General features: G+C 66.2%; 24 protein-coding genes. 10 read left to right on the forward strand and 14 right to left on the reverse strand.

The window, feature by feature from the left end:
• Window positions 1-16: 16 nt before the first annotated feature.
• On the reverse strand, window positions 17-901 hold the full coding sequence (locus tag BMY53_RS13895; protein ID WP_404947878.1) for a helix-turn-helix transcriptional regulator: 885 nt from the start codon (window positions 899-901) through the stop codon (window positions 17-19).
• A gap of 150 nt (window positions 902-1,051) precedes the next feature.
• Here BMY53_RS13895 and BMY53_RS13900 point away from each other — a divergent pair, with 150 nt between their 5' ends.
• Window positions 1,052-1,945: an SDR family oxidoreductase gene (locus tag BMY53_RS13900; RefSeq protein WP_092947070.1), complete on the forward strand. Its 894-nt coding sequence runs from the start codon at window positions 1,052-1,054 to the stop codon at window positions 1,943-1,945.
• A 75-nt stretch (window positions 1,946-2,020) separates the two neighbouring features.
• Window positions 2,021-2,716, forward strand: coding sequence for an ion channel (locus BMY53_RS13905; protein WP_218151232.1), 696 nt, complete (start codon window positions 2,021-2,023; stop codon window positions 2,714-2,716).
• 9 nt (window positions 2,717-2,725) lie between these two features.
• Here BMY53_RS13905 and parC read toward each other — a convergent pair whose 3' ends face one another.
• The 5 genes from parC to BMY53_RS13930 form a co-directional block, all read right to left on the reverse strand.
• Window positions 2,726-5,062 (reverse strand): DNA topoisomerase IV subunit A, encoded by a 2,337-nt coding sequence (gene parC, locus BMY53_RS13910; RefSeq protein WP_092947071.1) that lies wholly within the window; start codon window positions 5,060-5,062, stop codon window positions 2,726-2,728.
• A 92-nt stretch (window positions 5,063-5,154) separates the two neighbouring features.
• Window positions 5,155-5,871 (reverse strand): lytic transglycosylase domain-containing protein, encoded by a 717-nt coding sequence (locus BMY53_RS13915; protein WP_255370190.1) that lies wholly within the window; start codon window positions 5,869-5,871, stop codon window positions 5,155-5,157.
• Window positions 5,868-6,485, reverse strand: coding sequence for a GNAT family N-acetyltransferase (locus BMY53_RS13920; protein WP_255370191.1), 618 nt, complete (start codon window positions 6,483-6,485; stop codon window positions 5,868-5,870). Before BMY53_RS13920 ends, BMY53_RS13915 begins: the two co-directional genes overlap by 4 nt.
• A complete protein-coding gene (locus BMY53_RS13925) occupies window positions 6,457-8,445 on the reverse strand; it encodes a DNA topoisomerase IV subunit B (RefSeq protein WP_092947073.1) in 1,989 nt (662 codons plus the stop codon). The genes BMY53_RS13920 and BMY53_RS13925 overlap by 29 nt, the downstream gene beginning before the upstream one ends.
• 313 nt (window positions 8,446-8,758) lie before the next feature.
• Complete coding sequence (locus BMY53_RS13930; protein WP_092947074.1) at window positions 8,759-10,417, reverse strand: hypothetical protein; 1,659 nt, start codon at window positions 10,415-10,417, stop codon at window positions 8,759-8,761.
• A 184-nt stretch (window positions 10,418-10,601) separates the two neighbouring features.
• Here BMY53_RS13930 and BMY53_RS13935 point away from each other — a divergent pair, with 184 nt between their 5' ends.
• From BMY53_RS13935 to bamC, 7 genes are all read left to right on the forward strand, one after another.
• A complete protein-coding gene (locus tag BMY53_RS13935) occupies window positions 10,602-12,065 on the forward strand; it encodes an amidohydrolase family protein (protein WP_092947075.1) in 1,464 nt (487 codons plus the stop codon).
• A gap of 92 nt (window positions 12,066-12,157) precedes the next feature.
• The gene (locus BMY53_RS13940) at window positions 12,158-13,441 is read left to right on the forward strand and encodes an MFS transporter (RefSeq protein ID WP_092947076.1); all 1,284 of its coding nucleotides are present in this window, start codon (window positions 12,158-12,160) and stop codon (window positions 13,439-13,441) included.
• Complete coding sequence (locus BMY53_RS13945; RefSeq protein WP_092947077.1) at window positions 13,438-13,617, forward strand: hypothetical protein; 180 nt, start codon at window positions 13,438-13,440, stop codon at window positions 13,615-13,617. Before BMY53_RS13940 ends, BMY53_RS13945 begins: the two co-directional genes overlap by 4 nt.
• Window positions 13,618-13,667: 50 nt before the next feature.
• Window positions 13,668-14,471: an SDR family oxidoreductase gene (locus tag BMY53_RS13950; protein WP_092947078.1), complete on the forward strand. Its 804-nt coding sequence runs from the start codon at window positions 13,668-13,670 to the stop codon at window positions 14,469-14,471.
• Window positions 14,468-15,112: a class I SAM-dependent methyltransferase gene (locus BMY53_RS13955; RefSeq protein WP_092947079.1), complete on the forward strand. Its 645-nt coding sequence runs from the start codon at window positions 14,468-14,470 to the stop codon at window positions 15,110-15,112. Before BMY53_RS13950 ends, BMY53_RS13955 begins: the two co-directional genes overlap by 4 nt.
• An 88-nt stretch (window positions 15,113-15,200) precedes the next feature.
• Window positions 15,201-16,082 carry a 4-hydroxy-tetrahydrodipicolinate synthase gene (gene dapA / locus BMY53_RS13960; RefSeq protein WP_092947080.1) on the forward strand — a complete coding sequence of 294 codons (882 nt, stop codon included), beginning with the start codon at window positions 15,201-15,203 and terminating at the stop codon, window positions 16,080-16,082.
• A 73-nt stretch (window positions 16,083-16,155) separates the two neighbouring features.
• Window positions 16,156-17,313 carry an outer membrane protein assembly factor BamC gene (bamC, locus tag BMY53_RS13965; protein ID WP_404947876.1) on the forward strand — a complete coding sequence of 386 codons (1,158 nt, stop codon included), beginning with the start codon at window positions 16,156-16,158 and terminating at the stop codon, window positions 17,311-17,313.
• A 200-nt stretch (window positions 17,314-17,513) separates the two neighbouring features.
• Here the strand turns inward: bamC and BMY53_RS26705 are convergent, their stop codons facing one another.
• The 3 genes from BMY53_RS26705 to BMY53_RS13980 all read right to left on the reverse strand — a co-directional run bounded on the left by BMY53_RS26705 (window position 17,514) and on the right by BMY53_RS13980 (window position 19,596).
• On the reverse strand, window positions 17,514-17,711 hold the full coding sequence (locus tag BMY53_RS26705) for a hypothetical protein (protein WP_092947081.1): 198 nt from the start codon (window positions 17,709-17,711) through the stop codon (window positions 17,514-17,516).
• Window positions 17,712-17,911: 200 nt separating this feature from the next.
• Complete coding sequence (locus tag BMY53_RS13975) at window positions 17,912-18,409, reverse strand: hypothetical protein (protein ID WP_092947082.1); 498 nt, start codon at window positions 18,407-18,409, stop codon at window positions 17,912-17,914.
• Window positions 18,410-18,462: 53 nt separating this feature from the next.
• The gene (locus tag BMY53_RS13980) at window positions 18,463-19,596 is read right to left on the reverse strand and encodes a JmjC domain-containing protein (protein ID WP_092947083.1); all 1,134 of its coding nucleotides are present in this window, start codon (window positions 19,594-19,596) and stop codon (window positions 18,463-18,465) included.
• A gap of 376 nt (window positions 19,597-19,972) precedes the next feature.
• Here BMY53_RS13980 and BMY53_RS13985 point away from each other — a divergent pair, with 376 nt between their 5' ends.
• Window positions 19,973-20,500, forward strand: coding sequence for an FKBP-type peptidyl-prolyl cis-trans isomerase (locus BMY53_RS13985; RefSeq protein WP_092947084.1), 528 nt, complete (start codon window positions 19,973-19,975; stop codon window positions 20,498-20,500).
• A 161-nt stretch (window positions 20,501-20,661) separates the two neighbouring features.
• Here BMY53_RS13985 and lpxD read toward each other — a convergent pair whose 3' ends face one another.
• The 5 genes from lpxD to deoA form a co-directional block, all read right to left on the reverse strand.
• Window positions 20,662-21,795: a UDP-3-O-(3-hydroxymyristoyl)glucosamine N-acyltransferase gene (gene lpxD / locus BMY53_RS13990; RefSeq protein ID WP_092947085.1), complete on the reverse strand. Its 1,134-nt coding sequence runs from the start codon at window positions 21,793-21,795 to the stop codon at window positions 20,662-20,664.
• Window positions 21,796-21,942: 147 nt separating this feature from the next.
• Window positions 21,943-22,392, reverse strand: coding sequence for a dUTP diphosphatase (dut, locus tag BMY53_RS13995; RefSeq protein ID WP_092947086.1), 450 nt, complete (start codon window positions 22,390-22,392; stop codon window positions 21,943-21,945).
• Between the two features lie 150 nt (window positions 22,393-22,542).
• Window positions 22,543-23,772: a bifunctional phosphopantothenoylcysteine decarboxylase/phosphopantothenate--cysteine ligase CoaBC gene (gene coaBC / locus BMY53_RS14000; RefSeq protein ID WP_092947087.1), complete on the reverse strand. Its 1,230-nt coding sequence runs from the start codon at window positions 23,770-23,772 to the stop codon at window positions 22,543-22,545.
• Window positions 23,773-23,911: 139 nt separating this feature from the next.
• Window positions 23,912-24,706, reverse strand: a complete 795-nt coding sequence (gene trmB / locus BMY53_RS14005; protein WP_092947088.1) for a tRNA (guanosine(46)-N7)-methyltransferase TrmB — start codon at window positions 24,704-24,706, stop codon at window positions 23,912-23,914.
• Window positions 24,707-25,229: 523 nt separating this feature from the next.
• Complete coding sequence (deoA, locus tag BMY53_RS14010) at window positions 25,230-26,549, reverse strand: thymidine phosphorylase (RefSeq protein ID WP_092947089.1); 1,320 nt, start codon at window positions 26,547-26,549, stop codon at window positions 25,230-25,232.
• Window positions 26,550-26,555 lie beyond the last annotated feature (6 nt).

Here is a 26,555-nt window from a genome sequence, read left to right on the forward strand (position 1 = left end):
AACATTCCCCGGCCCATCAAGCGCGGCGGCCAGCAGTCGTCGGCGCGGCGACCGCCGGGGAAGCGCTACCCGCACGGTCCGGTCCGGCCATCAATGTTTCGATCTTCTCCTTGTCCAGCGCCTCCAGGGGATGGAACACCACCAGCGCAAGGTCCGGCCGGCCATCGATGGTCATGGATGAATACTCGAACTGCAGCCGACCCACAACCGGGTGCTGGAGCTGCTTGGTTCCATCGCCATAGGACCGCACATCGTTGTCGCGCCAGATGGCGGCGAACTCGGGACTGCGCAGGGTCAGTTCCTCCACCAGCAGGCCCGCCTCGGCCAAGGCGCCTGCTCGGGCCACGTCCGCGCGGAAGGCCGCCACCACGAACCGGGCTGACGCCATCCAGTCGGACTGGGCCCGGCGCACGCCGGGCTCACAGAACATCAGGCGCAGGATGTTGCGCTGGCTGGGGGGCAGGCTGCCGTAATCCTTGAGCACCAACGAGGCCGCCCGGTTCCAGGCCACCACGTCCCAGGTGGCCGTCTTCACCAGTGCCGGGCAGCAACCCAGCGCATCCAGCACGCGTTGCAGGCGCGGAGTGGCATCTCCGGCGCCGCGCCACTTCACCTCGGGCATGCGCCCCAGGCCCAGCAGGAACAGATGTTCGCGCTCCACCTCCGTCAGCATCAGCGCGGTGGCGATCCGGTGCAGGACTTCCGCCGAAGGTGCCCCTCCCCGCCCCTGTTCCAGCCAGGTGTACCAGGTCGGGCTGATGTTGGCGCGCTGCGCCACCTCCTCGCGTCGCAGCCCCGGTGTACGGCGCCTGCCGGTGGCAAACCCCAGCGCCTGGGCATCCATGCGGGTGCGGCGGTCCTTCAGGTACTGGCCCAGGCGGTTCCTGGGCTCCTCAAGCAATGGGCGCGCGGGCGCGCAAAGCCATTCGTTCACCTGCTGGTCGTCCATCACAAAAGAGCCTGTTGGGTTATATACCTGGATAACGCCACTACTTTAACTGGATAACACAAGCGACCAGACTCCTGACCTTTCCCTTTGCGGAGTCTTTCCATGCGAGTATTTGTCACGGGTGCCAGCGGCTTTGTGGGCGCTGCGGTGGTGGAGGAATTGGTGGCCGCCGGCCATGAGGTGCGCGGCCTGGTGCGGTCCGACACGGCGGCGGAACAATTGGCCCGGATCGGCGCTGCCGCCCATCGAGGCACGCTGGAAGATGGTGACACCCTGCGAGCCGGCGCGGCCTGGGCCGAAGGGGTGATCCATACGGCGTTCAACCATGACTTCAGCCGTTTTGCCGAGAACTGCGAGCTGGACCGCCGCGCCATTGAGGCACTGGGCGACGCGCTGGCCGGCAGCGACCGACCCCTGCTCGTGACCAGCGGCCTGGCGCGCCTGGCGCTGGGGCGTCCCGCCACCGAAGAGGACCGTCCGCCCGCCCGCAGCGACGCCATGCCGCGTGTTTCGGAGGCGGCGGCAGACAGCCTGCTGGCGCGTGGCGTCTGCAGTGCTGCCGTGCGTCTGGCGCCATCGGTTCATGGGCCGGGCGACCACGGTTTTGTGCCGATGCTCATCCAGATGGCACGCCAGCACGGCGTTTCCGCCTATGTGAACGACGGCGGCAACCGCTGGGCCGCCGTGCATCGACGCGACGCGGCGCGGGCCTACCGGCTGGCGCTGGAGTCCCCTCAAGCGGGTGGCCGGTATCACGTGGTGGGAGAGGAAGGCCTGCCATTCCGGGAGATCGCCACGGCGATCGGACGCGGGCTGGACGTGCCGGTGGTGTCACTCACGCCGGAGCAGGCCACCGGCCACTTTGGCTGGTTCACGCATTTCGCCATGGCTGATATGCAGGCCCAGAGTACCTGGACGCGTGAACACCTGGGGTGGATGCCCACACATCAGGGACTGCTGGACGATTTGGCGGAGCGCCATTACTTCGACCACTGATCAGCCGGTGGATCGTCACCTCAACGGGTGGCAGCGTTGCGCAAGGGGTGCCCCAGGCCCCGGCAGAATCCGCAGATGCGCATGATCCGTTACCTCGCCCTGACACGCCGGCACCCGTCCGCCATCTTGCTGATGGTCCAACTGGCTGGCCTGCTGCTCTACCCGCTGCTGGAGGACACACGGGCCGGACCGTTGGCGCTCAGCGCGCTGGGCATCGTGGTGCTGATCTTCACCACCCGCATGGTGCGCCGCACGCCCGGGCTGACCTGGCTGAGCGTGGGCATCGCCCTGCCGGCCATCGGCTTGCTGGTGGTGCAGGGCCTGACGGACCGGCCGGAGCTGCTGGCCTGGTCATCGGCGCTGGAGGCACTGTTCTACTTCTATGCTGCCGGCAGCCTCATCGCCTACATGATGGGGGACCTGCATGCAACGACGGACGAACTCTTCGCCGCGGGGGCCACCTTCACCCTGCTGGCCTGGGCCTTCGCCTACGTGTTTGTGGTGGTCCAGGCCGTGCAGCCCGGCAGCTTCTCAGCGGCGGTGAATCCGGCGGAACCGCGCACGTGGACGGAGCTGATGTTCCTCAGCTTCGCCCTGCTCTCCAGCACGGGCATCGGCGACGTCATTCCCGTGCGGCCACTGGCCCGCGCGGTCACGACCATCGAGATGTTCACCGGCGTCATGTACCTGGCCGCCGTGGTGTCACGCCTCATCGGGCTGACCTTGCTGGGCCACCCGCCGTCCGAGCGAGGTGGCCCGAAAAAGCCTTGAACCACCGCCTTAAGCCGGCAGCACGCGCAGCACCTTCTGCATGCCGTCCACGGGCTTGCCCTTGCGTGCGCGCTTGCCGGCATGGCCGGACAGCGCGGCGCCCTTGAGCACCTCTTCCTTGGCCTTGCCACCGCGTCCACTGCCCTGCACCAGCAGGCTCTGGGCAAAGGCGGCCACGCTGATCAGCGCGTCCTTGGGCTCCAGGTCGATCAGGGTCAGGCCACGGCCGCCCTTGGGCTGGTGCTTGAGCTCATCCATCGCAAAAGTCAGCAGGCGTCCGGTGAGCGTCAGGCAGGCCACCTGGGTGGCGCCCGTGGGCACCACGGCTGGCGGCAGCGGCAGCTCCTGGCCTTCGAGGCTCAGGAAGCTCTTGCCGGCCTTCTGACGGCCAACCAGGTCGCCCACCTCGGCCACCAAGCCAAAGCCGCCCGTGCCTGCCAACACCAGGCGCTGCGTGGCAGCGCCGGCGAAGTAATGCGCGATCTGGCTGCCCGATTCCAGCTCGATCAGGGTGGTGATGGGCTGACCATCCCCACGCCCGCCGGGCAGTGCCGAGACCGGCACGGAATAGGCGCGGCCATTGCTGCCCAGCACTACCAACGGGTCCACCGAGCGGCAGGGGAAGACGCCATAGAGCGAATCGCCGGACTTGAAGGCGAGCGCCGCCGGATCCACCTCATGACCCTTGAGTGCCCGCACCCAGCCCTTCAGGCTCACCACCACCGTCACCGGCTCGTCCACGATGCGGACTTCCGCGACGGCACGCTTGTCTTCCTGGATCAGGGTGCGGCGTTCGTCGCCATACTGCTTGGCATCGGCCTCGATCTCCTTCACCACCGTCCGGCGCAGCGAGGACGGGTTGGCCAGGATCTCTTCGAGCTTGGTGGCTTCCTCGCGCAAGTCCTTGAGCATCTGCTCGATCTTGAGGAACTCCAGCCGCGCCAATTGGCGCAGACGGATTTCCAGGATGTCTTCGGCCTGGCGGTCGCTCAGAGAGAAGCGTTCAATCAGCGCGGGTTTGGGCTCATCCGAGTTGCGGATGATCTTGATGACCTCGTCGATGTGCAGCAGGATCTTGTGGCGCCCCTCCAGCACGTGGATGCGGTCCCGCACATGGTCCAGGCGATGCTGGGTGCGGCGGGTGACCGTGCCCAGGCGGAACTGCAGCCACTCCGTCAGGATGCTGCGCAGCGTCTTTTGCATCGGCCGGCCGTCGCCGCCGACCATGGTCAGGTTGAGCGACGCGGAGGTTTCCAGGCTGGTGTGTGCCAGCAAGGTGGTGATCAGGTCCTGCTGATCGATGGTGCGGCTCTTGGGCTCGAACACCAGGCGCACCGGCGCGTCCTTGCTGGATTCATCCCGCACCTTGTCCAGCACCGCCAGGATGGTGCCCTTGAGCTGCAGTTGCTCCGGAGTGACCGTCTTCTTGCCGGTCTTGACCTTCGGATTGGAGATTTCCTCGATTTCTTCCAGCACCTTCTGCGCGCTGACGCCATGGGGCAGTTCGGTCACGACCAACTGCCACTGGCCACGCGCCAGGTCCTCGATCTTCCAGCGCGCGCGCAGCTTGAGGCTGCCACGGCCACTGTTGTAGGCGGCGCGGATTTCATCCGGCGAGCTGATCAACTGGCCGCCGCCCGGATAGTCCGGGCCGGGCACGAGGGTGAACAGGTCCTCGTCGCTGAGCTTGTCGTTCTTCAGCAAGGCCACGGCGGCGGCGGCCACTTCGCGCAGGTTGTGGCTGGGCACTTCCGTGGCCATGCCCACCGCAATGCCGGAGGCGCCGTTGAGCAGCACAAACGGCAGGCGAGCCGGCAGTTCCTTCGGCTCTTCGAACTCCCCGTCGTAGTTGGCCTGGAAGTCCACCGTGCCCATGTCCAGCTCGTCCAGCAGCAGGCGGGCATAGGGCGACAGGCGCGCTTCCGTGTAGCGCATCGCGGCAGCGCCGTCGCCATCGCGGCTGCCAAAGTTGCCTTGGCCGTCGATGAGCGGGTAGCGCTGGCTGAAGTCCTGCGCCATGCGCACCAGTGCGTCATAGGCGGCCTGGTCGCCGTGCGGGTGGTATTTGCCCAGCACGTCACCGACCACACGGGCGCTCTTCACCGCCTTGGCGCCTCCGGTCCCGGCGAAGGCCAAGCCCATGCGTTCCATGGTGAAGAGGATGCGGCGCTGCACCGGCTTCTGGCCGTCGCTGCAGGCGGGCAAGGCGCGCCCCTTCACCACCGACAGGGCATATTCCAGATAGGCCTGCTGCGCATACCGGGCCAGCGTCAGCGAATCGCCCGTGGGGCCCGACGGGGGCGTGCCGCCAGGCTGTGTGTCGAAGTCAAAGGTCTCTTGGGTCATGCTGGTTCACCGGCCGGGCCGGTTGTCTGAATCCTGAAGATATTCTTGAAGTGTTCTGCAAACGGCGCCATTCACCGATGGCGCCAGAAATCTCATGGCTGCTCCAACGGCTGCAGCGTCATCTGCCTGGCCTGGGCGCCCATGCGGCGTTGCAGCAGGGCCCAGTACAGCTCCAGCACCAGGTGCACGTGGGCCTGCGTCTCGTCAATGTCCGGCACCCCGCCACCGGCGCGCCGAACCGTGCCCTCGCCGGCATTCCAGGCCGCCAACGCGCCGTCGATGCGGCCGAAACGGCGGATGAGGTCGGACAGCATGCGCGCGCCGATGAGGATGTTGGTGCGCGCCTCCAGCAGCGCGGCCGGACGACGCAACTCCTCCGGGGTGCCATACCGTTGCGCGCTCACCGGCGTCAGCTGCATCAGCCCGGAGGCACCGCGCGGCGACACGGCATCGCTCTTGAAGCCAGACTCCACAGCGATGATGGCTTTGAGCAGTTCCATGTCCACGCCGGTCTGGGCCTCGGCCTCGCGCAGATACGGCGTGACCGCCTTTACGTCCGGCGAGATGTCCAGCCAGGTGAGCAGGCGCGAGCCGTGGTCCGTCTTGCCGGGCACACGCTGGACCGCGCTGGTGGCTGTGGCCAGGATGGGCTGATACCGGGCGTCCACACGCGTCGCCGCAAAATGCGCCGTGCCGGTGGCGTCCACGTAGCCCCACAACTCGGCCCGCGCCGGTGTGGACTGCAGGGCCAGGCCGGCCAGGGCCAGCAGTGTGGCCAGCCGGGTGGCCTTCATGGGGATGGCCTTCATGCGGACTCCCTTCCCTGCGCCACGCGATCGTCGAACTCACGCCGCAGCAGTGACATCACGATGAGATCATCAAAGAGGTCGGCGTCGGCATCGCGCGCGCCATGGATCACGCCGTGGATCACGCCTTTGGCCGTGCCATCGATGCGCACGCACTCGCGCAAACGCCCCTCTTCCACAAAGCCTTCGCTGCGGTAGAGCGCCTGGGCGCGCAGGTTGCGGCCCTTGACGTCCAACCAGAAGCGATGCGCACCCAACTGGGTGAACGCCAGCTTCTTGAGCTGACGCACGCTGGCCCGCCCCACGCCCAGCCCCTTGGGCGTGAGCACGATGCGCTTGAGTTCTACCGAGCGGTTGGGATTGCGGCAACCCTGAAGGATCACAAAGCCGGCGCGTTGGGCATCCAGCTCCACCACGAAGTGGCGGGCATCCGGGAAGCGGATCGCCCCCTCATGCTGGGTGCGTTCCCATGGGGTAATGAAAGGCCGGTTGGCCGCGTCCTGCTCCACGCCCACGACGAAATCCAGATCGGACAGCATCGTCGGGCGCAGAGTGACCCGGTGGTCACGCGGCTCGGGCACCATGTCCTTAGACGTCCACTTCGATGGAGTCGCCATGGAGCTCCATCAACTCCCGGCGTGACGCGGCTTCACCCTTGCCCATCAGCTTGTTGATGGCGCCTTCGGTGCCGCCGAAATCGATGTCCCCATAAGCGACCTGCAGCAGGCGGCGGGTTTCCGGGTTGAGCGTGGTGTCCCACAGCTGTTCCGCGTTCATTTCACCCAGGCCCTTGAAGCGGCTGATGCTCCAGCTGCCTTCACGGGCGCCTTCCTTGCGCAGCTTGTCCAGGATGGCGGTCTGCTCGCCTTCGTCCAGCGCATAGAGCTTGGCGGCCGGCTTCTTGCCACGGGCCGGCGCATCCACACGGAACAGCGGCGGACGTGCCACATAGACGTGACCGGTGGCGATCAGCTTGGGGAAGTGGCGGAAGAACAGCGTCAGCAGCAGCACCTGGATGTGTGCGCCGTCCACGTCCGCATCGGAGAGGATGCAGATCTTGCCGTAGCGCAGGCCCGACAGGTCCGGGTCGTCGTTCTTGCCGTGCGGGTCCACCCCGATGGCCACCGAGATGTCGTGGATTTCGTTGTTGGCAAACAGGCGGTCCTTCTCCACCTCCCAGGCGTTGAGCACCTTGCCGCGCAGCGGCAGGACCGCCTGGGTTTCTTTGTCGCGGCCCAGCTTGGCGGAACCACCGGCGGAATCCCCTTCCACCAGGAAGAGTTCGTTGTGCAGCAGGTCGGTGCTTTCGCAGTCCGTCAACTTGCCGGGCAGCACGGCCACGCCGCTGCTCTTGCGCTTTTCCACCTTCTGGGCGGCACGCTGGCGGGTCTGCGCCTGCTTGATGACCAGCTCGGCCAGCTTCTTGCCATGCTCCACATGCTGGTTGAGCCACAGCTCCAGCGCCGGCTTGACGAAGGCGGACACCAGCCGCAGGGCATCTCGCGAGTTCAGGCGCTCCTTGGTCTGGCCCTGGAACTGCGGGTCCAGCACCTTGGCGGAGAGCACGAAGCTGGCGCGGGAGAACACGTCGTCCGCCATCAGCTTCACGCCCTTGGGTGCGAGGGCATGCATTTCGATGAAGCCCTTGACGGCGCCAAAGAGGCCGTCCTTCAAGCCCGACTCGTGGGTGCCGCCGGCCACCGTCGGGATCAGGTTGACGTAGCTCTCACGCATCACCTGGCCTTCTTCGGTGAAGGCCACGCACCAGGCAGCCCCCTCACCCTCGGCGAAGTTCTCGCTTTCGGACGCGCTGGCGTATTGCTCCCCTTCGAACAGCGGGATCAGCGGGTCCGCCAGCATCGACTGCATCAGGTAGTCGCGCAGGCCGCCCTTGTAGGTCCAGGTCTGGACGTCGCCGGTCTTTTCCTGCGTGAGCGTGACCGTCACGCCAGGCATCAGCACGGCCTTGGAGCGCAGCAGGTGCACCAGCTCGCCCTTGGGCAGGTCGGCGCTTTCGAAGTATTTGGCGTCCGGCCAGACACGCACGGTGGTGCCCTGCTTGCGGTCGCCGGCCTTGAGGTCGGCCTTGCGGGTCTGCACCGGCTCGACCACATCGCCGCCGGAGAAGGCCAGCGTGGCGACCTGGCCGTCGCGGTAGACCGTGACCTGCAGCCGCTTGGCCAGCGCATTGGTCACGGAGACACCCACACCGTGCAGGCCGCCGGAGAAGCTGTAGGCGCCACCGGAGCCCTTGTCGAACTTGCCGCCGGCATGCAGACGGGTGAAGACGATCTCGACCACGGGCACGCCTTCTTCCGGGTGCAGGCCGAAAGGGATGCCACGACCATCGTCCTCGATGGTCACCGAACCGTCGGTGTGCTGGGTGACGGCGATGCGCCGGCCGTGTCCGGCCAGTGCCTCGTCGGCCGCGTTGTCGATCACCTCCTGGATGGTGTGCAGGGGGTTGTCGGTACGGGTGTACATACCCGGGCGCTGCTTGACGGGCTCCAGGCCCTTGAGGACACGGATCGAGCCTTCGCCGTAGCTGCCGGGAGAGGTGACTGCTTTGGTTGCCATGAACACATTCTAGATGGGTGGATGGAGCCCCCGGCTGTTCGGGCCTCGGGCCCGAACAGCCGCCCCCCGAGGGGGCTAAGGGCCACCTTGGGGCGGCCCGGCGGTGGCCCTCTGCGCCCACCAGAGCCCCGCTTGAACGACGCTTCGCGCGTTCGGCACGACTCGATGCATAGAGCAGCCCTGGCGGAGGGCTTTGGAAATGATGGAGCCCCCGGCTGTTCGGGCCTCGGGCCCGAACAGCCGCCCCCCGAGGGGGCTAAGGGCCACCTTGGGGCGGCCCGGCGGTGGCCCTCTGCGCCTGCCAGAGCCCCGCTCAGCGGAAGAGGCGCTCGACCCAGGTCTGGTGGACCGGCGTGCCAGTGGTGCCGGCCAAATGGTGGTCCACGATGGTGCTGTCCGCCTGGGACTGCTGCCGATCCGTCTTGCGAAGCCCGTGCGCCACACCATCCGCCGATGCTTCAATCAGGGTCGCCACCGTGCTGCTGTCCTTCACCACATGCGCGGTGTAGTTGCCCAGATCCACCCGCAAGGTCCCACCATCCAACGACCGCTGCCAGGTGCTCTCCAATTGCTCACTCACCGTCTGCCCTATGCTTTGACCACCCGTCACCGCATTCGCCGTCGTCACCGTGGATTGGCTCAGGTGATACCGCGCATGACCCGCCTCCCGGGCAGCACCATAACGATTGAGCTTGCGGAAATCCGACTCGAAACTGACGTCAAAATCCGCCAAACCACTCTGCAGCGCCTGAGCAGCCGTCTCCCGAGGAACTTCAACAGCCTCAGTACCGTCAGCGACACCAGCGCCGGAAGGGGCGGAAGCGCCGGCGGGACCGGAAGAGCCTGAAGTACCCGAAGAGCCGGAAGAGCCCGAAGAGCCGGCCTTCGGCGCTTCCTCATCCTCCGGCGGCGTGCCCACGGCCTGCAGGAATCGGAACGCGTCCTTCATCTGCTCCAGGACCTGCCGGTCCACATGGCTGCGGGCACCCGCAGCCTCCATCTTCTCCAGATACTGATGAATGGACGCCCAACGCCGGACAGGCGCCACATCCCCCAGCGGCATCGCAGCATCCACCACCAAATTGACCTCGCCGGCCGCGCCGTCAAGCGCCAGCGTGCGCTTGTCCGTGCCCAGATGCAGGGCAAAGGACTCGACCGCCGCACCCACTTGCGGGTTCTCCACCTTCAGATCAATGCCCGCCAGGACGCCACTGTCAAAACCCGTCAGGCCCGACAGGTCCAGCCGCGCAGCCTTGCGCTGCCCCAACCCCTCCAACGCCTTGTCCAGACCCGACGCCAACCCGGCCACCGCATCCTTTTCCTCGGCGCTGAGCTTGTCCGAACCACGGATCTCCACCTGCAGACCCGGGCCGCCGCTGGCACCACTGTTGACCAGAATCTTCAACTCGATGGCTTCGCCCGAGCGGGTCCTGATGCTCATGCCCACCGTCGCGGCACCGGTCGCCAGACCGCTGAGCGCCTGCGCCGCCGCAGCTTCGGAGTCGTCCACGGCAGCAGCAGCAGCGTCCGCGGCGCCCACGCCCTCGACCCCGGCTGCATCCGCCACGGGCGCCAGGTAGGACACCAGCGATTGCTGGTAAGTCTCGGGTGCCTGCGCAAAGCGCGACAGCAGGGCACCGCCCAACCCCCGCCATTGGTCCGCCAATGTCAAGGTCGCGCTGTTGCCCAGGTTGCGGGACATCAAGGCGCTGATGGTGTCGCCCTTTTCCGGCGTGGCGCCCCAGGCTCGCTGCGGCTGTAGGGCGTAGACCGGCCGCGTATAAACAACCGGCCCGGCATCCTGGCCATTCGCGGCGCCGAGTGTGACTTGCGTCACACCCGAAGTGCCTCCGGACGAGGATGTGACGCCCCCCGAGAGGCTGGCCTGCCGCGCCGCGAGGCCGCGGCTGGCCGCGATGCGGTCCAGCCAGCCGGCACCTGCCGACGAAAATGTGGATGCGATCGAAGTCACGAAGCCTCCCCTCCCCAGGGGCCGCTGCGCACAATCTGACAACTGATGGCGGGGCCCATACCAGGGTATCGGCCGGCCAGGACCTTTCTGAAGGGGCGACATCCAAACAAGCGGTTACCGGTCTGGCCTCAGCGCGGTTACATGCTGTCGTAGCATCGGCGGTTGATTCCAAGGTCTCTGCCTGATGTTCAAGTCCCCTCGTTTTCCGGCACGCGTACTGACCAGCGCCGTGGCCGCTGCGGCCTCGTTCGCCGCCCTGCTCGCTTCGCTCGCTGCCGGTCCGGCCATGGCCGCCAATTTCAAGGCCAGCCCGGAAATGGCCATCGAGCTGCGCCATGCGCAATGGTTCGACGGCGAGAAAATCCAGCGTGGCTCGCTCTTCATCGACGACGGCGTGTTCACCGCGCAGCGCCCGAAGAAGGTGAACCGGCTGATGGAACTGCGGGGCCAGACCCTGGTGCCACCGCTGGCCGAAGGCCACAACCACAACCTCCAGGGCGCCTGGGGCCTGGAGCGCTTCGGCCAGGACTATCTGCGCGACGGCGTGTTCTACGCCGCCATGCTGTGCGCCGACCCCGCCGCCATCGACCCCATCCGCGACCAGATCGACCAGGCGGAAACGCCGGATGTGCTGTTCGCCACCGCCTGCATCACCTCCTCCGACGGCCAGCCCCTGGCCATGCTGCAGTCGGCCCAGCCACCCATGACGCTGGACCAGATCGTGGACAAGGCCGTGCTGGTGATGGACCTCCCGGCCGACGTCTCCCGCAAGTGGCCGCTGGTGCGTGAACGCCGCACCGACCTGGTGAAGGTCATCATGAGCTACCACGACCGCCCGGAACTGCGCCAGCAAGCCGACCAGCGCGGCAAGCTGGGCGTCACGCCCGAGGTGCTGGCCGAAGTGGTCCGCCGCGCTCATGAAGATCAGCTCCGCGTGGTCGCCCATGTGGAAAGCGCCAAGGACTTCGAGGCGGCCGTGCGAGCCGGCGTGGACTTCATCGCCGAGCTGCCGGGTTACTTCCCGCAGCACGGTGAGGACCCGGAAAGCCACGAGATCCCGGCAGAGATCGCGGTCATGGCGGCTGAACGCAAGATCGGCGTGATCACCGCCACCGTTGCCACCCAGTTGTTCCAACCCGCGCCGGAGCTGTTGGCCCGCATCGAGCAGGTGCAGAAGCACAACCTGGCGCGGCTCAAGGAGGCGGGCGTGAAGCTGCTGGTCGGCTCCGACCTGTTCACCGGCGATGCACTCAACGAACTGCATCACCTGGACAGCCTGGGCGCCCTGGACAAGCCAACGCTGCTGCGCATGGCCACGCAGGACACGCCGCGCGCCCTCTTCCCCAAGCGCAGGCTGGGCTGCTTCGAACCCGGCTGCGAAGCCAGCTTCCTGGTGTTGGCCGCCAACCCGCTCGACGACCTGGCGGCGCTGGACAAGCCGTTGCTGCGCATCAAGCAGGGTCGTATCCTGACCCAGTTGGACGACGTGGCGGCTACGGCGGGCAATGACAACACCTTGGCCGAAGGCGCGGCTGCGCACAAGGCCGGCGGCAAATCCGCCAAGGCCGCCAGGGCCACGAAGTCGGCCAGCAAGAGCAAAGCGACCAAGGCGCCGGCGAAGAACAGCAAGAAGTCCGGCGCCAATTAGCCAATTAAGCTGGCGACTGGTCGTCGAGGGCCACCCGGCCAACGTCAACTCGGCGTCAACCCTGGCGACCCTCAAAACGCTACAGTGCGCCCATGAGCTCGCAGCCCGCCCCCGCCTCGCCGTCCGGCCCGCCCCACCCTTCAGCCCAGGGCGGCGCTTCACTCAGCCTTCAGCAGGTGCTGCTGTGCGGCGCGGCCATCGTGACGCTGTCCATGGGCATCCGCCATGGCTTCGGGCTGTGGCTCACCCCCATCACTGTGGACCGGGGCTGGACCCGGGAAGCTTTCTCTCTGGCCCTGGCCGTGCAAAACCTCGCCTGGGGCGTCGCCGGCCCTTTCGCCGGCATGCTGGCGGACCGTTTTGGCGCCCTGCGGGTGCTGGTGGTGGGCGCCCTGCTTTATGCCGCCGGGCTGGCGCTCATGGCGGTGTCCAACACCGCCGCTGGCTTCCTGGGCAGCGCTGGCGTGCTGATCGGCCTGGCCCAGTCCGGCACCACCTATGCGGTGGTGTACGGCGTCATCGCCCGGCAGATCGCCCCTGAACGGCGCTCGTGGGCCATGGGGGTGGCCGCCGCCGCCGGCTCCTTTGGCCAGTTCCTGATGGTGCCGGTGGAAAACTGGCTGATCGGCTACACCGGCTGGCAGAACGCCCTGTTTGCGATGGCCCTGGCCGCCTGCCTGATCATCCCGCTGGCCCTGGGGCTGCGGGAGCCGCAGGTGGCACGCCGCAGTAGCGGCCCTCACCAGAGCATCGGTGAGGCGCTGCGGGAAGCTTTCGGTTATCGCAGCTTCCAACTGCTGATGCTGGGTTACTTCGTCTGCGGCTTCCAGGTGGTGTTCATCGGCGTGCACATGCCGAGCTACCTGAAGGACCATGGCCTGTCGCCTCAGGTCGCCACGATGGCCCTGGCGCTGATCGGGCTGTTCAACATCTTCGGCACCTACACCGCCGGCACCCTGGGCCAACGCCTGCCCAAGCGCTACCTGCTCTCTGCCATCTATGGCCTGCGCTCGGTGGTCATCCTGATCTTCCTGCAGGTGCCACTGTCTCCCTGGAGCGTGTACGTCTTTGCTGCTGTCATGGGGGTGCTCTGGCTCTCCACTGTGCCACCCACCAATGCCATCGTGGCGCAGATCTTTGGCGTGCAGCACATGTCCATGCTGGGCGGCTTCGTGTTCTTCAGCCACCAGATCGGCAGTTTCCTGGGGGTATGGCTGGGCGGCAAGCTGTATGACGCCACCGGCAGCTACGACGTGGTGTGGTGGCTGGCCATTGCGCTGGGCATCATGGCCATGCTGGCCAACCTGCCAGTGCGAGAAACCGCGATTGCCCGGCGCACCACCCCGGCCACGGTGCGAGCGAGGCCACAGCCATGAGCGACCTCCGCCACACGGCGTCACGGCCATCCCGGCCGCCACGGCATGCCCGCGGGGCCTGGCGGGCCGTGCTCCTGCGGCTGGGCGCGCTGGCGGTGCTGGCCCTGGTTTTCCTGGCCTACCTGCAGCCCTCGCTGATGCAACACTTGGCAGATCAACTCTGGGCCTGCTTCTGACCGAGGCCTCCCGGATATACCCACAATCCCAGTCACTGGGTGGAGACAACATGGTCGTGATCATCACCGGTGCATCGGACGGCATCGGCGCGGAGCTGGCTCGGCAGTGGGCCCAGCGAGACGGCGCCACGCTGTCGCTGGTGCTGGCCGCCCGCAGCCAGGACAAGCTGGCCGAGGTGGCTGCGGCATGCGAGGCGCTGGGCGCCCGCACCCTGGTGCAACCCTGCGACGTGGAGGATCCGTCCGCCTGCCAGGCGTTGATCCACGCGGCGCTGGGCACCTTTGGCGGCATTGACGTGCTGGTCAACAACGCCGGCATGTCGGCCCATGCGCTGTTTGATCAGGTCAAGGACCTGGGCTGGTACCAGCGGCTCATGCAGATCAACCTGTGGGGCTCGGCCTGGTGCACCCAGGCCGCCCTGCCCGCCATCAAGGCCAGCAGGGGGCGCATCGTGGCCGTGTCCAGCCTGGCCGGTCTGCTGGGCATTCCCGGCCGGACCGCCTACAGCGCCAGCAAGTTCGCCATGACCGGCTTCTTCGAGGCCCTGCGCACCGAGGTGGCGCCACACGGGGTGAGCGTCACCATCGCCTACCCGGGGGTGGTGGACACCCAGATCCGCTACCGGGGTTTCAACGCCCGGGGTGAGGCCTCGGGCCAAAGCAGCCTGGACGAGCGGGGCGCCATGAGCGTGCAGACCTGCGCCCGGCTGATCCTGAACGGCCTGCTTGCTCGCGAGCGGGACATCGTGATGACCACCAAGGGCAAATTGGGCCGCTGGCTCAAGCTGCTGGCCCCTGCCCTGGTCGATCGCATGGCCATGCAGGCGCTGAAGCGGGAGCAGCGTCCCCAATGAGCCCGTTGTCCAGCCCCCCTCCCGCTGCTGCATCCCACGGACCGACGAGCCGCCCCAGCGACTGGCTCCTGCGCTGGCCGCAGGCCTGGGCGCGGCCGGGCGCCACCGCCCTGGACCTGGCCTGTGGCAGCGGCCGCCATGTGCGCCTGCTGGCGGAAGCCGGCATGCGCGTGACGGGCGTGGATCGGGACGCCCCTGCCCTGGCCGGATTGAAGGGCGTTCCCTCGGTGGAGCTCATCGAGGTCGATATCGAAGACGGGCCGTGGCCCCTGGAAGGGCGGCAGTTCGACCTGGTCCTGGTCACCAACTACCTCTGGCGGCCACTGCTGGACCGCGTCAAAAACGCCGTGGCGCCTGGCGGTTGGCTGATTTACGAAACTTTTACCGATGGCCAGCAGACCATCGGCCGCCCTGCCCGGCCCAGCTTCCTGCTGCGGCCCGGTGAACTGCTAACAGTCTGCACCGGCCTGCGGGTGGTGGGCTTCGAGGATGGCTTCCTCCAGGGGCAAGCACCTGCGCAGGGCACGGTGGAAGGAAACACGCCGCCAGTCAACGGACGTTACGTCCAGCGCGTTGCTGCGGTTCGCGAAACAGGCACAGAGGCAGGCGCCTACCCCCGCTACCAGCTCCAGCAGGGCTGATCTGGCACCGGGACGCCCCGCCCGCCACCAGGTGGCCGGGGACGGCCCGCCGCTTCAGTAGAATCCGTCCGATCTCGAGGAATCCTCAATGAACGCAATTGTTGGCAGCATCGTCGCGCTGGTCACGCCGATGCATGAAGATGGCCGCATCGACTTCGATGGGCTGCGTGCCCTGATCGACTGGCATATCGACCAAGGTACGGACGTGATCGGCGTGGTCGGCACCACGGGTGAATCCCCCACCGTCACGATGGAAGAGAACCGTGAGGTCATCCGCGTGGCCGTCGAGCACGTGAAAGGCCGCAAGCCGGTCCTGGCCGGTACGGGCGCCAACTCCACGGCCGAGGCCATCGAGCTGAGCCGCTTCGCCAAGCAGGTGGGCGCGGATGCCACGCTGTCGGTGGTGCCCTACTACAACAAGCCTTCCCAGGAAGGCATCTATCAGCACTTCAAGGCCATCGCCGAAGCGGTGGACATTCCGATGATGCTGTACAACGTGCCCGGCCGCACGGTGGCAGACATGGCGCCGGAAACCGCGCTGCGCTGCGCCTCGCTGCCCGGTGTGTTCGGCATCAAGGAAGCCACGGGCAACATCGAGCGGGCCGCCTGGCTGATCAAGCATGCCCCGAAGCACTTCGGCATCTACTCCGGCGACGACGGCACCGCCGTGGCGCTGATGCTGCTGGGTGGCCGTGGCCATGTGAGCGTGACGGCCAACGTCGCTCCGCGAGACATGCACAAGATGTGCGTGGCCGCCATCGAAGGCCGTGTCCGCGAAGCCACCGAACTCCACTTCAAGCTGCTGGGCCTGCACAAGCAACTGTTCTGCGAGCCCAGCCCGGCCCCGACCAAGTGGGCCCTGACCCAGATGGGCCGCTGCGGCAACCACCTTCGCCTGCCACTCACCCCGCTGACGGCCCAGGGCCAGCAGTTGGTCGAGGCGGCCATGCGCGAAGCCGGTCTGCTGTAATGCCTGCTCTAATCCCCTCTCACCCTGTTTCTGAATGCGGCTGGGCCGCGGCGACCAAACGGAGATGTCTAGCGTGACTCGTTCCCTTCCCGATTCCTGCGCGTCCACCCCGGTGCGCCTGGCCTGCCTGGTGGCAGTGGCCTCGCTGGCGGCGTGCAGCTCGCTGGACAGCATCACCTCCGGTGACAAGGTCGATTACAAGACACAGGCCAAGCAGACCACCGGCCTCGATGTGCCGCCCGACCTGACCCAACTGCCGCGCGAAACCCGCCCGGTGGGCGGCACGGTGAGCGCCGCGCAGTTGGCCACCCAGCCGACGGCCCAACGCCCCACCGGCGCCACCCCGAACACCATCGCCCTGGCCAAGGCCGGTGATGTGGAAGTCCAGCGCCTGGGCAACACCCGCTGGCTGCACACCAGCCAGACGCCGGAAGAGCTGTGGCCCCAACTGAAGGCCTTCTGGGGCGAGCGCGGCCTGCAGGTCGAATCGGACGACCCGACCATCGGTGTGATGGAAACCAACTGGGCGGAAAACCGCGCCAAGCTGCCCCTGGACTTCATCCGCAAGTCCATCGGTACGATCCTGGATTCCATCTATTCCACGGGTGAGCGAGACAAGTACCGCACACGTGTGGAACGCAACCCCAACGGCGGCACCGACATCTATATTTCCCACCGCGGGATGATCGAGGTCTATACCAACTCCCAGAAGGACGACACGGCCTGGCAACCGCGCCCATCGGATCCGGAGCTGGAGTCCATCATGCTGTCGCGCCTGCTGTTGAAGCTGGGCGGCAAGGAAGACGCAGCCCAGGCCGTGGTCGATAACAAGGTGCCGCCGACCCCGGCCCTCGACGGCCGCGCCGCACCGACGCCGCGCTCGCTGGCCGAAGTGCCGGACAGCATCCAGCTCAATGAAGGTTTTGACCGCGCCTGGCGCCGGGTCGGCCAGTCGCTGGACCGCCATGGCTTCACCATCGAAGACCGGGACCGCAAGCAAGGCCTGTTCTTCCTGCGTTATGCCGACCCCAACCAGGCCGGCAAGGAAGAGCCGGGCTTCTGGTCGCGCCTGTTCGGTGGGGACAAGAGCGCGGGCTCTGTGCGTTATCGCGTGTCGGTCAAGTCCGAGGGCGAACGCTCGACCGTGGTCATCCTCGACGACAAGGGTCAGCAGCAGACCAACGAAATGGCCAAGCGCATCCTGCAATTGCTGCTGGAAGATCTGCGCTGAAGCGCTGGACGGGTCAGGCCCGTCCCTGCCGCTTCATGCACAAACTGCATGCAAAACGCCACCCCGGGGGTGGCGTTTTTCTTTGGGTATTGAATATCCACTCTAATATCAGCCCGGCAGATACTCCATTACTTGGAGCCCCCAAAGAAAAAGCCGCCAGGGCATGGCCCAGGCGGCTTTCTCAGGGACGAAAGATCGTCTTAGTTGCTAGCGGCCGAAGCAGGAGCCGAAGCGTCAACGGCAGGAGCCGAAGCGGCATCCACCGGAGCCATGACGGGAGCCGAAGCTTCCGGAGCGGGCGTAGCGACGGGGGCAGGAGCCGGAGCTTCTTCCTTCTTGCCGCAAGCGGTCAGTGCAACAGCGGCCAGCAGGGAGGCCAACAGGATCGACTTTTTCATACTTGTCCTCAAGTAACTTTTAGACGAACAATCAATTACCGGTAATTAATGAAGTCGTACGAGAGTCCAAGAGGCCAACCCATAGAAACCACGGGCAAACACGGCAAAGACAGTACGAACTTCAAGCAGACCAAGACGTGGAAAACCTCGAGCGCTTCCCACGCCTAGCCAAAGATTATAGCCATCAGTTTGTAATCTCCTTACAAGCCCAAGGTGGTGCCCGCAAACGAATCGGTAGAGCGTTGCTCAATAGCGTCAAACCACTCCCGTGTCGTGGCCTCTTCCCGGGCATTGCCAAGGCTCACGGAGGCACGTGTGGCCGTCCATCGCTTGAACACCAGCAATCCAGGTGCCAGCACCACCCCCACTGGTGAGGGTTGGCTGCGCTCTGGCGGGTCGGAAGCCTCGAAGGACTTGGCCGAGATGACACGGTCGTGCAATTGCCGCCATTGCACAAAGCGCGGGTGTGCGCGGCGCAATGGCTCGTAGTCGGTGGCCAGAAGGTGCAGGCGGCGGTGCGGCAAGGCCCAGGCGTTGAGCGCGCCCAGCAGGGTCGGATCCGAGAGTGGCCAGTCGGCGAAATCCGCATCCATCCAGCACAGCTCACGACCGCCCTCGGCAGCAGACCTCACCAGCACTTGCAACAGCAACTGCTGGATCTGGTCCCGGGATTCGTAGACACCGTCCTTCAATTCCATCACCCGACTCCTCGAAAAACCGAAGCTGCGACCAGCACCGCGGATGTGGTGATTCAGTCCGGCTGCACCCAGCCGTCCTCCGTCCATTGGTCCAGCAAATCACGTGCCCCTTCGCTCAGCCTTGCCACATCTGCCGCCAGGAGGCGGCGCTGGTCTGCCAGCCGCTTCATCAAGGTCGCATCGCGGCCGCCGGCACGGAAGGCCGCACCATTGATGAAGATATGGGCCGCGTCATACATCATGCGGGTGCGGGCATCCAGCCGGGCATTCAGGCCCTCCGGCAACGCATCGCCAGGTTCGAAGAACACACGCGGCTTCGGTTCGGTCAGAGCCTCGCCCAGGGCCCGCTCCAGTGCCAGGGGGTCATGCACCGCCTTGAGCACCGCCTCACGTGCGAAGGCCAGCAGCTGTTCGGGAATGAGGCCAGGCGCCGACGTGGCTTCCTGAAGCGGGTCCACATACATGCGGTCGGACCCGGCGGTGCTCTCGTCGCCTTCGTCAGTCAGGCGCACCAGCAGTTCATTGGCCAGCTCCGCGCGCCAGGGTGAACGGAAGCCCACCGATGCCGTCATGCAGTCCCCATCCACAGCCACACCATCGTGGGCCCAGCCCGGAGGCAGGTAGAGCATGTCTCCCGGCTCCAGGATGAAATCTTGCTCCGGCGTGAAGTCGGCCAACACCTTGAGCGGGACGTCACCGCGCAGCTCACCCGACGTGGCCACGCCGCGGCGGCCGATGTGCCAATGGCGACGGCCGCTGACCTGGATCAGGAAAACGTCATACGAGTCGAAGTGGGGGCCGACACCCCCACCCTCGCTGGCATAGGAAAGCATCAAGTCATCCAGCCGCGCTTCCGGCACGAAGCGGAACCGGCTCAGCAGCTCATGGGCGGCAGGCACGTGCAGGTCCAGGCCCTGCAGCAACACCGTCCATTGCGGCTTGCTCCAGGCCGGCAGCTTGGCGATAGGCCCCTGGCGCAGGGACCAGCGCCCACCAGGCTGCTGAGTGACCAGCCGCGATTCGACCTCATCGCTGGCCGCCAGTTGCGCCACCGTGGCGCGATCCACGGGTGCCGTGATGCCCGGCAGGGCCTGGCGCACCAGCAGCGGCTTCTTCTGCCAGTGGCGCTTCATGAATTGCTCCGGACTCAAGCCACCCAGGAGTTCCGTGGGCTGGGTGATGTCCAACCCAGGGCGCTGCGCGGGACGGACGCTACGGGCACCAGACTTCGAGGCCTTGGTGGCCTTAACGGCAACTGTGGCTTTCGTGGCTTTCGTGGCTTGCGGGGCTTTTGCGGCTTTAGCAGTCTTTGCAGCTTCAGCGACCTTACCGATCTCAGCGGCCTCAATGGCTTCAGCGGCCGTTTTGGCCGTTTTGGCTGTTTTGGCCGTTTGCTCCGTTTGGGCCGGCTTGAGCTTCTTGGTGGGGACGGCACCGCGGTGGGCATCCTGCCTGGCAGCAGCGGCAGCTTTGGAAGTTGGGGCGGTGGTAGCGTTCTTGGCGGTCATTCCTGCATTGTCCTCGGTCCAACCAGTGCCTGAAGGGCCGTGAGAGAATCCGTTGATGCAAATCACTGCCCCCTGCGTGGTCTCCCTGACGTGGAGACTGGAAGATGCCCAAGGCCAGTCCGTGGAAGAACTCAACCCTGCGATGGAGTTTTTCTACGGCGGCGATGACCTGTTTGCCAAAGTCGAGGAGGCGCTTGCCGACCACGTCGTAGGCGACGAAATCAGTGTGGCACTCCAGCCCGAAGACGCCTTCGGTGACTACGATAGCGGTCTGGTGTGCTTCGAGGCTCGGGACATCTTCCCGGAGAACGTCGTGGTGGGCATGCAGTTCGAAGGCCTTCCAGAAGGCGCGGCCACACCGGACATGCCCGCAGGCCGCATCTACACCGTGACGGAGATCTATCCCGAGCACGTGGTGCTGGACGGCAACCACCCGCTGGCCGGCATCGGCTTGCGCATCCACGTCACCGTGTGCGACGTACGCGAGGCGACCGAGGAAGAAATCGAAGCCGGCACCCTGGGAGACTCCGGCCTGACCGTGCTGAATGGCCCGACGCAGGACGACGAGCCGCTGCTGCATTGACGATTCGTGGTGGTTCGGGCTGGCGGCCTAGGCGCTGTCATCGGCGAGAGCCATAGGTAAGCGCTACAGGTGGTCGTTACAGGTGGTCGTTACAGGCGGTCGCTACAAGTGGGGCCGCTGTAGGTCGCCGTCATAGCCGCCACTCATCGGCGGCATGATGCTCAATGTGGCATTCCATTGGTCGGGCCACCCTCCAACTCCCTGGCTGTGGGCTTGGCCAGCCCCGCCGCCAGCACTTCGAACGCGCATTCAATCTCTCGGATGCGATCCACCAGCCGACCCAGTTGCCGCGTATAGACCGCCGATGTCTGCCATTCGCGATGAGGCAGCAAGGGGTAAAGCCCGGTGTAGCGGCCCGGCTCGCGCAGGCTGTTGGGCACCAGGGAGCCGGGGCTGATGATGGTGCCCTCTGCAATTTCCAGGTGGCCGACAATCACTGCAGCACCGCCGATGCGGCACCGCGCGCCAATCCGGGCGCTTCCCGCCACGCCCGCGCAGGCCGCGATGGCCGTGTGAGCCCCGATGTGAACGTTATGGGCAATCTGGACCAGGTTGTCGATGTGCACACCTGACTCGATGACCGTATCGGCCAGCGCCCCCCGGTCGATGGTGGTGTTGGCGCCAATGTCCACATCGTCATGCAACACCACGCCGCCGGTATGCGGGATGCGTTGCCAACGCTGCCCGTCCCAGGCCATGCCGAACCCGTCCGCACCGATGATGGCCCCGCTATGGATCCGCACACGGTGCCCCAGCACGCACCCGGCATAGATCGTGACACGCGGGTACAGAACCACATCGTCGCCAATGATCACGTCATCCCCGATCACCACCCCCGCCATCAACCGGCAGCGCGCGCCGATGCGCACCCGGTCTCCGATGCACACCATCGGGCCGATCTCGGTCCCGATGCCAATGGTTGGATTCTCGCCAATGACTGCCGAAGGGTGCCGGTCCGCACACAGAGGCTGCGGCGGATGCAGCATCTGCTGCAGCAGGGCGAAGTAGAGGTAGGGATCGGGAGTGACGATCAGGCTACGGTCGGCCTGCTCGGCGGCCGGGATGAATTCCGGCTTGACGATCAAAGCGCCGGCGCGGCATTCGTCCAGCCGCTTTGTGTAGCGCGCATGGGCCACAAAGCTGATCTCGTCAGCGCGCGCATCCTCCAAAGCGGCTACACGCTGGATGAGCCGGTCCTCCCCCTGCAGCGTGCCACCCAGGCGCGCAATGAGTTGAGAGAGCCGATGGCCTGGCTCGGGTGGCGGGGATTCGAATACCTCGGGGGCTTTCGGCATGGACGGCGTTCACAGTCGGAAGGCCGCCAGTATTTCAAGCAAAGTTGCAGATTTCGATAGCTCAGAGCACTGCCAAATCGGCCGCCCCTCACTCTTACAACTGGCAAGCGTCCCACGTCTAAGTGGGTGGAATGCCCGCCCCCGTGTTCAACACTTGCCCGTCGAGCCGAACCCGCCCTCGCCCCGCGATGAAGCATCGAAGTCCTCCACCAACCGGAACTGGGCCTGCACCACCGGCACGATCACCAGTTGCGCCATGCGGTCCATCGGTTGAAGCGTGAAGGCCTCCTGGCCGCGGTTCCAGACACTGACCATCAGTTGACCCTGGTAGTCCGAATCGATCAGCCCGACCAGGTTGCCCAGCACGATGCCGTGTTTGTGGCCCAGGCCGGAGCGCGGCAGGATGATCGCGGCCAGGCCGGGGTCGCCGATATGGATGGACAGGCCGGTGGGCACGAGAGTGGTTTCACCGGGGGCCAGGGTGATGGCGGTGTCCAGGCAGGCGCGCAGGTCCAGGCCGGCGCTGCCAGGCGTGGCATAGGCCGGCAGTTGCTCCGCCATGCGGCGGTCCAGCACTTTCAGATCGATGGTTGTCATAACAAGCAAGGGTTGGGCAGGCCACCGGCCATTCCAAATGACCGGGAATGACCGGGAATGACCGGGGATGACCGGGGATGGCCTGCAATGAACTGGGGGGGGCCAGCGGCTTCAACCGGTTCAGGCAGGTTCAAACAGGTTGGGGCAGCTTCAGGCGTTGTAGGTGGTCAGGCGCTGGGCGATCTCGCGCACCAGCTCCCGCGCCAGCGTGAGCTTGTCGGCACGGGAGAGCTCGCGTTCTCCACGCGCATCCACCAACACGAGCGCATTGTCGTCCTGCCCGAAGGTGGCTGGCCCGATGTTGCCCACGATCAGCGGCACATTCTTGCGCTGGCGCTTCTCCCGTGCATGCTTGACCAAGTCTTGGCTTTCCGCCGCAAATCCGACGCACAGAGGTGGATGCGGCAAGGCTGCCACAGTGGCCAGGATGTCCGGGTTTTCCGCCAGTTCCAGCCGAGGGATATCGGCCTGGCCCGGCGCCGCATTCTTTTTGATCTTGTGCATCTGCTGCTGGGCAGGCCGCCAGTCGGCCACCGCAGCCGTGGCCACAAAGACCTGGTGGGAGGCGGCCAGGGGCAGGACGGCGTCCAGCATGTCGCGGGCGCTCTGCACGTCGATGCGCCGCACGCCCTGCGGCGTGGGCAGATGCACAGGCCCCGCCACCAGCGTGACCTCGGCACCGGCCTCGGCGGCTGCGCGGGCCACGGCAAAGCCCATCTTGCCGCTGGAGCGGTTGGTGATGCCACGCACGGGGTCGATGGCCTCGTAAGTGGGGCCGGCGGTGATCAGCAGCTTGCGGCCCGCCAGCACCTTGGGCTGGAAGTGCGCCACCACCAGCTCCAGCAGCTGCTGGGGTTCGAGCATGCGGCCGTCGCCCACTTCGCCGCAGGCCTGGTCGCCATTGCCCACGCCCAGCACCACGGCGCCGTCTTCAGTAATCTGGCGCAGGTTGCGCTGGGTGGCGGGATGGGCCCACATCTCGCGGTTCATCGCGGGGGCCACCAGCAGGGCGCAGCGCAGCGCCGGCCGGGCCAGCGCGGTGAGGGTCAGCAGATCGTCGGCACGGCCCTGGGCCAGCCTGGCAATCACGTCGCCACTGGCAGGCGCCACGAGCATGGCGTCCGCCTCACGGCTGAGGTTGATGTGCGCCATGTTGTTGTCCGGGCGCGCATCCCATTGGCTCGTATAGACGGGACGGTTGGACAGGGCCTGCATCGTCACCGGCGTGATGAAGGATTCGGCCGCCTCGGTCATGATGACCTGCACCGTGGCACCGGCCTTGACCAGCAGGCGGGTCAGTTCGGCGATCTTGTAGCAGGCGATGCCACCAGAGAGGCCCAGCAGCAGGTGCTTGCCGGCCAGAGGATTGGATTCGGACATAGCAGACAACTCTATCAGTGCAGGCCTGGCCCCACCGCCGGATGGGCTACCCGTCTGGCGTCAATTGACCTTGGTCACCTGGCTACGCGTACCGGCTGCGCGAAACGCAGATCGGAGGGACATCAGTCGCGGGTTGAGCCTATTTCTTCTGGAATACCAAGTCCCAGACGCCATGGCCCAGCTGGATGCCGCGGTTCTCGAACTTGGTGAGCGGGCGATAGGCAGGCTTGGGTGCGTAGCCGCCATCCGGGGCGGTGTTGCGCAGGTGTGGGTCGGCGCTCAGTACCTCCAGCATCTGCTCGGCATAGGGCGCCCAGTCGGTGGCACAGTGCAGATAGCCGCCCGGTGCAATGTGCTTGACGAGCTTGGCCACGAACGGCGCCTGGATCAGCCGGCGCTTGTTGTGGCGCTTCTTGTGCCAGGGGTCCGGGAAGAAAATGTGGACGCCGGCCAGCGAGGCTTCAGGAACCATGTGCTCGAGCACTTCCACGGCGTCGTGCTGGAAAATGCGGATGTTGGGGATGTCCTGCTCGCCAATGAGCTTGAGCAGCGCACCAACACCGGGCTCGTGCACTTCACAGCCGAGAAAATCATGATCGGGCAAGCTGTGCGCAATCTGCGCCGTGGCAGCGCCCATGCCGAACCCGATCTCCAGCACGACCGGTGCCTGGCGGCCGAAGACCTGGGCAGTGTCGAGGGGGCGCTCCTCGAAAGGCAGAATGAATCGAGGGCCCAGCTCGGCCAGGGCCTTGATCTGGCCCGTGCCCATGCGGCCAGGACGCACGACAAAGCTGCGGATGCGGGCGCGGCGGGGGTCTACGTCTGTGCCCTTGCCGGTGCCGGTGCTGCTGTCTTCCACGCCTGGGTCTTCTGCCGCCTCGTCTTGCAGGTCGGTGCCGTGAATCTCGGGCTGGGCGGGGGTGGGGTGGGACATGGATGAAAACAGCAGAAGAGAAAGTCGGCGTCGGGCGCCGACGAAAGGCGCGATTTTACGGGCACAGTGTGCCGGGACGCGCCAGGTCGGTTCAATGCGCCTGAACGGGCCCGTCGGTGCATGCGCCAGGAAGCACCGGCGCCGGTTCACGCAGGGACTCGCCAGCCGATTCATGCGCAGGGACGCGCCAGCAGGTTCATGCGCCGGAAGGCGCCGGCCCGGGTACCTTTTGCTCCATGTCCCTCCTGTCTGGCTTCGCCAGCCATTCCTTCCCTGACTTACGCAAAAGGCACCCGGGCCGCCGCCTTCCCAAACCCAGCACTGCGCCGATGTGGTCTGCGCCAATCAACTTCGAAAACCACCCCCCATCAAGACAGGGGGGGGTCTAAAGACATGCTCAGCTCGACCTCATGCACCCGCCCACAACTACATACCGCTTCGTGCAGTTGTGCAGTTGTGCAGTTGTGCAGTTCGTGCAGCTCATGCAGCGCATGCATCTCTGCGCGCCAGCAGCACTCTCACATCAAGCCAATCGTGCCATCACCAACGGTGACGCAGTCCAGGGCGCAGAGGCATCACTCAAGGTCATCGCTGCCTGCAGCCGCGCTGCAGCAGCATCCGCTGCGGCCTCCGTCGCAGCATGGACGAAGGCCAGCGGTTCACCCGCTGCAAGCACGTCACCCAGCTGGCGCATGCCGTTGAAACCCACACGCATGTCCAACACGTCACCCGGCAGCCGACGACCACCACCGAGTTCCACAATGATCAATCCAATCTCGCGAGTCTGCATGGCCGTGATCCGCCCGGACTGCAAGGCCGGCACAGGCCGCACCACCGGTGCCGCCGGCAGATAGAGGTGGGATTTCTCCAGCAGGTCGACCGGGCCGCCCAAAGCGGCCGCCATGCGTGCAAAGCGCTCGGCGGCGGCGCCACTGTCCAGTGCCGCCTGCAGCCGCTGACGCGCGTCGGTCAGGTTCTTGGCCAAGCCCCCCATCAGCAACATCTCGGCGGCAAGTGCCAAGGTGATTTCGTGGGTGCGCACCTCGCGCGGGACACGACCGGTCAGGTAGTCCAGCGCGCCCTGCACTTCCAGCGCATTGCCGACCTCGGCACCGAGCACCTGGTTCATGTCGGTGATCAGCGCATGGGTGCGCAAGCCCGCCCCCGCAGCCACCTCCACGATGCTGCGCGCCAGCTCTTCACCAAAAGCCGGCGTGGCAGCAAAGGCGCCATTGCCGCACTTGATGTCCATCGCCAGGCCCTGCAGACCAGCGGCGAGCTTCTTGGACAAGATGCTGGCCGTGATCAGCGGCACACTCTCCACCGTGGCAGTGACGTCGCGCGTGGCGTAGAAACGCTTGTCGGCCGGCGCCAGGTCGCCCGTCTGTCCAATGATGGCGCAACCCAGGGTACGGACGATGCGGTCGAAGTCGGCCGGTGCCGGCGCCGTGCCATAACCCGGGATCGCTTCGAGCTTGTCGACGGTGCCACCGGTGTGGCCCAGGCCACGGCCCGCAATCATCGGCACATAACCGCCACAGGCAGCCACCAGGGGCGCCAGCATCAGGCTGAGCTTGTCGCCCACCCCGCCACTGGAATGCTTGTCCAGCACCGGCCCGGGCATGTCCGGCCAGGCCAGCACACGGCCACTGTGCATCATGGCGCGCGTCAGCGCCACGGCTTCGGCACGGCCCATGCCCTTCAGGAAGATGGCCATGCCCATGGCCGCCACCTGCCCCTCACTCCAGCTGCCGTCCACCAGGCCCCGCACAAAGTGCTGGATCTGCGCTTCGTCCAGGGCCAGGCCCTCGCGCTTGGTGCGGATGATTTCTTGAACCAGCATGAGCAG

The sequence above is a fragment of the Roseateles sp. YR242 genome (assembly GCF_900109745.1).
Classification (GTDB): domain Bacteria; phylum Pseudomonadota; class Gammaproteobacteria; order Burkholderiales; family Burkholderiaceae_C; genus Roseateles.

What these genes read in the sequence shown, in the direction of transcription:
- BMY53_RS13900 (WP_092947070.1), top strand. Translation starts at nt 1,052, where the DNA reads ATGCGAGTATTTGTCACGGGTGCCAGCGGCTTTGTGGGCGCTGCGGTG.
- BMY53_RS13905 (WP_218151232.1), top strand. Translation starts at nt 2,021, where the DNA reads ATGCGCATGATCCGTTACCTCGCCCTGACACGCCGGCACCCGTCCGCC.
- parC (WP_092947071.1), bottom strand. Translation starts at nt 5,062, where the DNA reads ATGACCCAAGAGACCTTTGACTTCGACACACAGCCTGGCGGCACGCCC.
- BMY53_RS13915 (WP_255370190.1), bottom strand. Translation starts at nt 5,871, where the DNA reads ATGAAGGCCATCCCCATGAAGGCCACCCGGCTGGCCACACTGCTGGCC.
- BMY53_RS13920 (WP_255370191.1), bottom strand. Translation starts at nt 6,485, where the DNA reads ATGGCGACTCCATCGAAGTGGACGTCTAAGGACATGGTGCCCGAGCCG.
- BMY53_RS13925 (WP_092947073.1), bottom strand. Translation starts at nt 8,445, where the DNA reads ATGGCAACCAAAGCAGTCACCTCTCCCGGCAGCTACGGCGAAGGCTCG.
- BMY53_RS13935 (WP_092947075.1), top strand. Translation starts at nt 10,602, where the DNA reads ATGTTCAAGTCCCCTCGTTTTCCGGCACGCGTACTGACCAGCGCCGTG.
- BMY53_RS13940 (WP_092947076.1), top strand. Translation starts at nt 12,158, where the DNA reads ATGAGCTCGCAGCCCGCCCCCGCCTCGCCGTCCGGCCCGCCCCACCCT.
- BMY53_RS13945 (WP_092947077.1), top strand. Translation starts at nt 13,438, where the DNA reads ATGAGCGACCTCCGCCACACGGCGTCACGGCCATCCCGGCCGCCACGG.
- BMY53_RS13950 (WP_092947078.1), top strand. Translation starts at nt 13,668, where the DNA reads ATGGTCGTGATCATCACCGGTGCATCGGACGGCATCGGCGCGGAGCTG.
- BMY53_RS13955 (WP_092947079.1), top strand. Translation starts at nt 14,468, where the DNA reads ATGAGCCCGTTGTCCAGCCCCCCTCCCGCTGCTGCATCCCACGGACCG.
- dapA (WP_092947080.1), top strand. Translation starts at nt 15,201, where the DNA reads ATGAACGCAATTGTTGGCAGCATCGTCGCGCTGGTCACGCCGATGCAT.
- BMY53_RS26705 (WP_092947081.1), bottom strand. Translation starts at nt 17,711, where the DNA reads ATGAAAAAGTCGATCCTGTTGGCCTCCCTGCTGGCCGCTGTTGCACTG.
- BMY53_RS13975 (WP_092947082.1), bottom strand. Translation starts at nt 18,409, where the DNA reads ATGGAATTGAAGGACGGTGTCTACGAATCCCGGGACCAGATCCAGCAG.
- BMY53_RS13985 (WP_092947084.1), top strand. Translation starts at nt 19,973, where the DNA reads ATGCAAATCACTGCCCCCTGCGTGGTCTCCCTGACGTGGAGACTGGAA.
- lpxD (WP_092947085.1), bottom strand. Translation starts at nt 21,795, where the DNA reads ATGCCGAAAGCCCCCGAGGTATTCGAATCCCCGCCACCCGAGCCAGGC.
- dut (WP_092947086.1), bottom strand. Translation starts at nt 22,392, where the DNA reads ATGACAACCATCGATCTGAAAGTGCTGGACCGCCGCATGGCGGAGCAA.
- coaBC (WP_092947087.1), bottom strand. Translation starts at nt 23,772, where the DNA reads ATGTCCGAATCCAATCCTCTGGCCGGCAAGCACCTGCTGCTGGGCCTC.
- trmB (WP_092947088.1), bottom strand. Translation starts at nt 24,706, where the DNA reads ATGTCCCACCCCACCCCCGCCCAGCCCGAGATTCACGGCACCGACCTG.
- deoA (WP_092947089.1), bottom strand. Translation starts at nt 26,549, where the DNA reads ATGCTGGTTCAAGAAATCATCCGCACCAAGCGCGAGGGCCTGGCCCTG.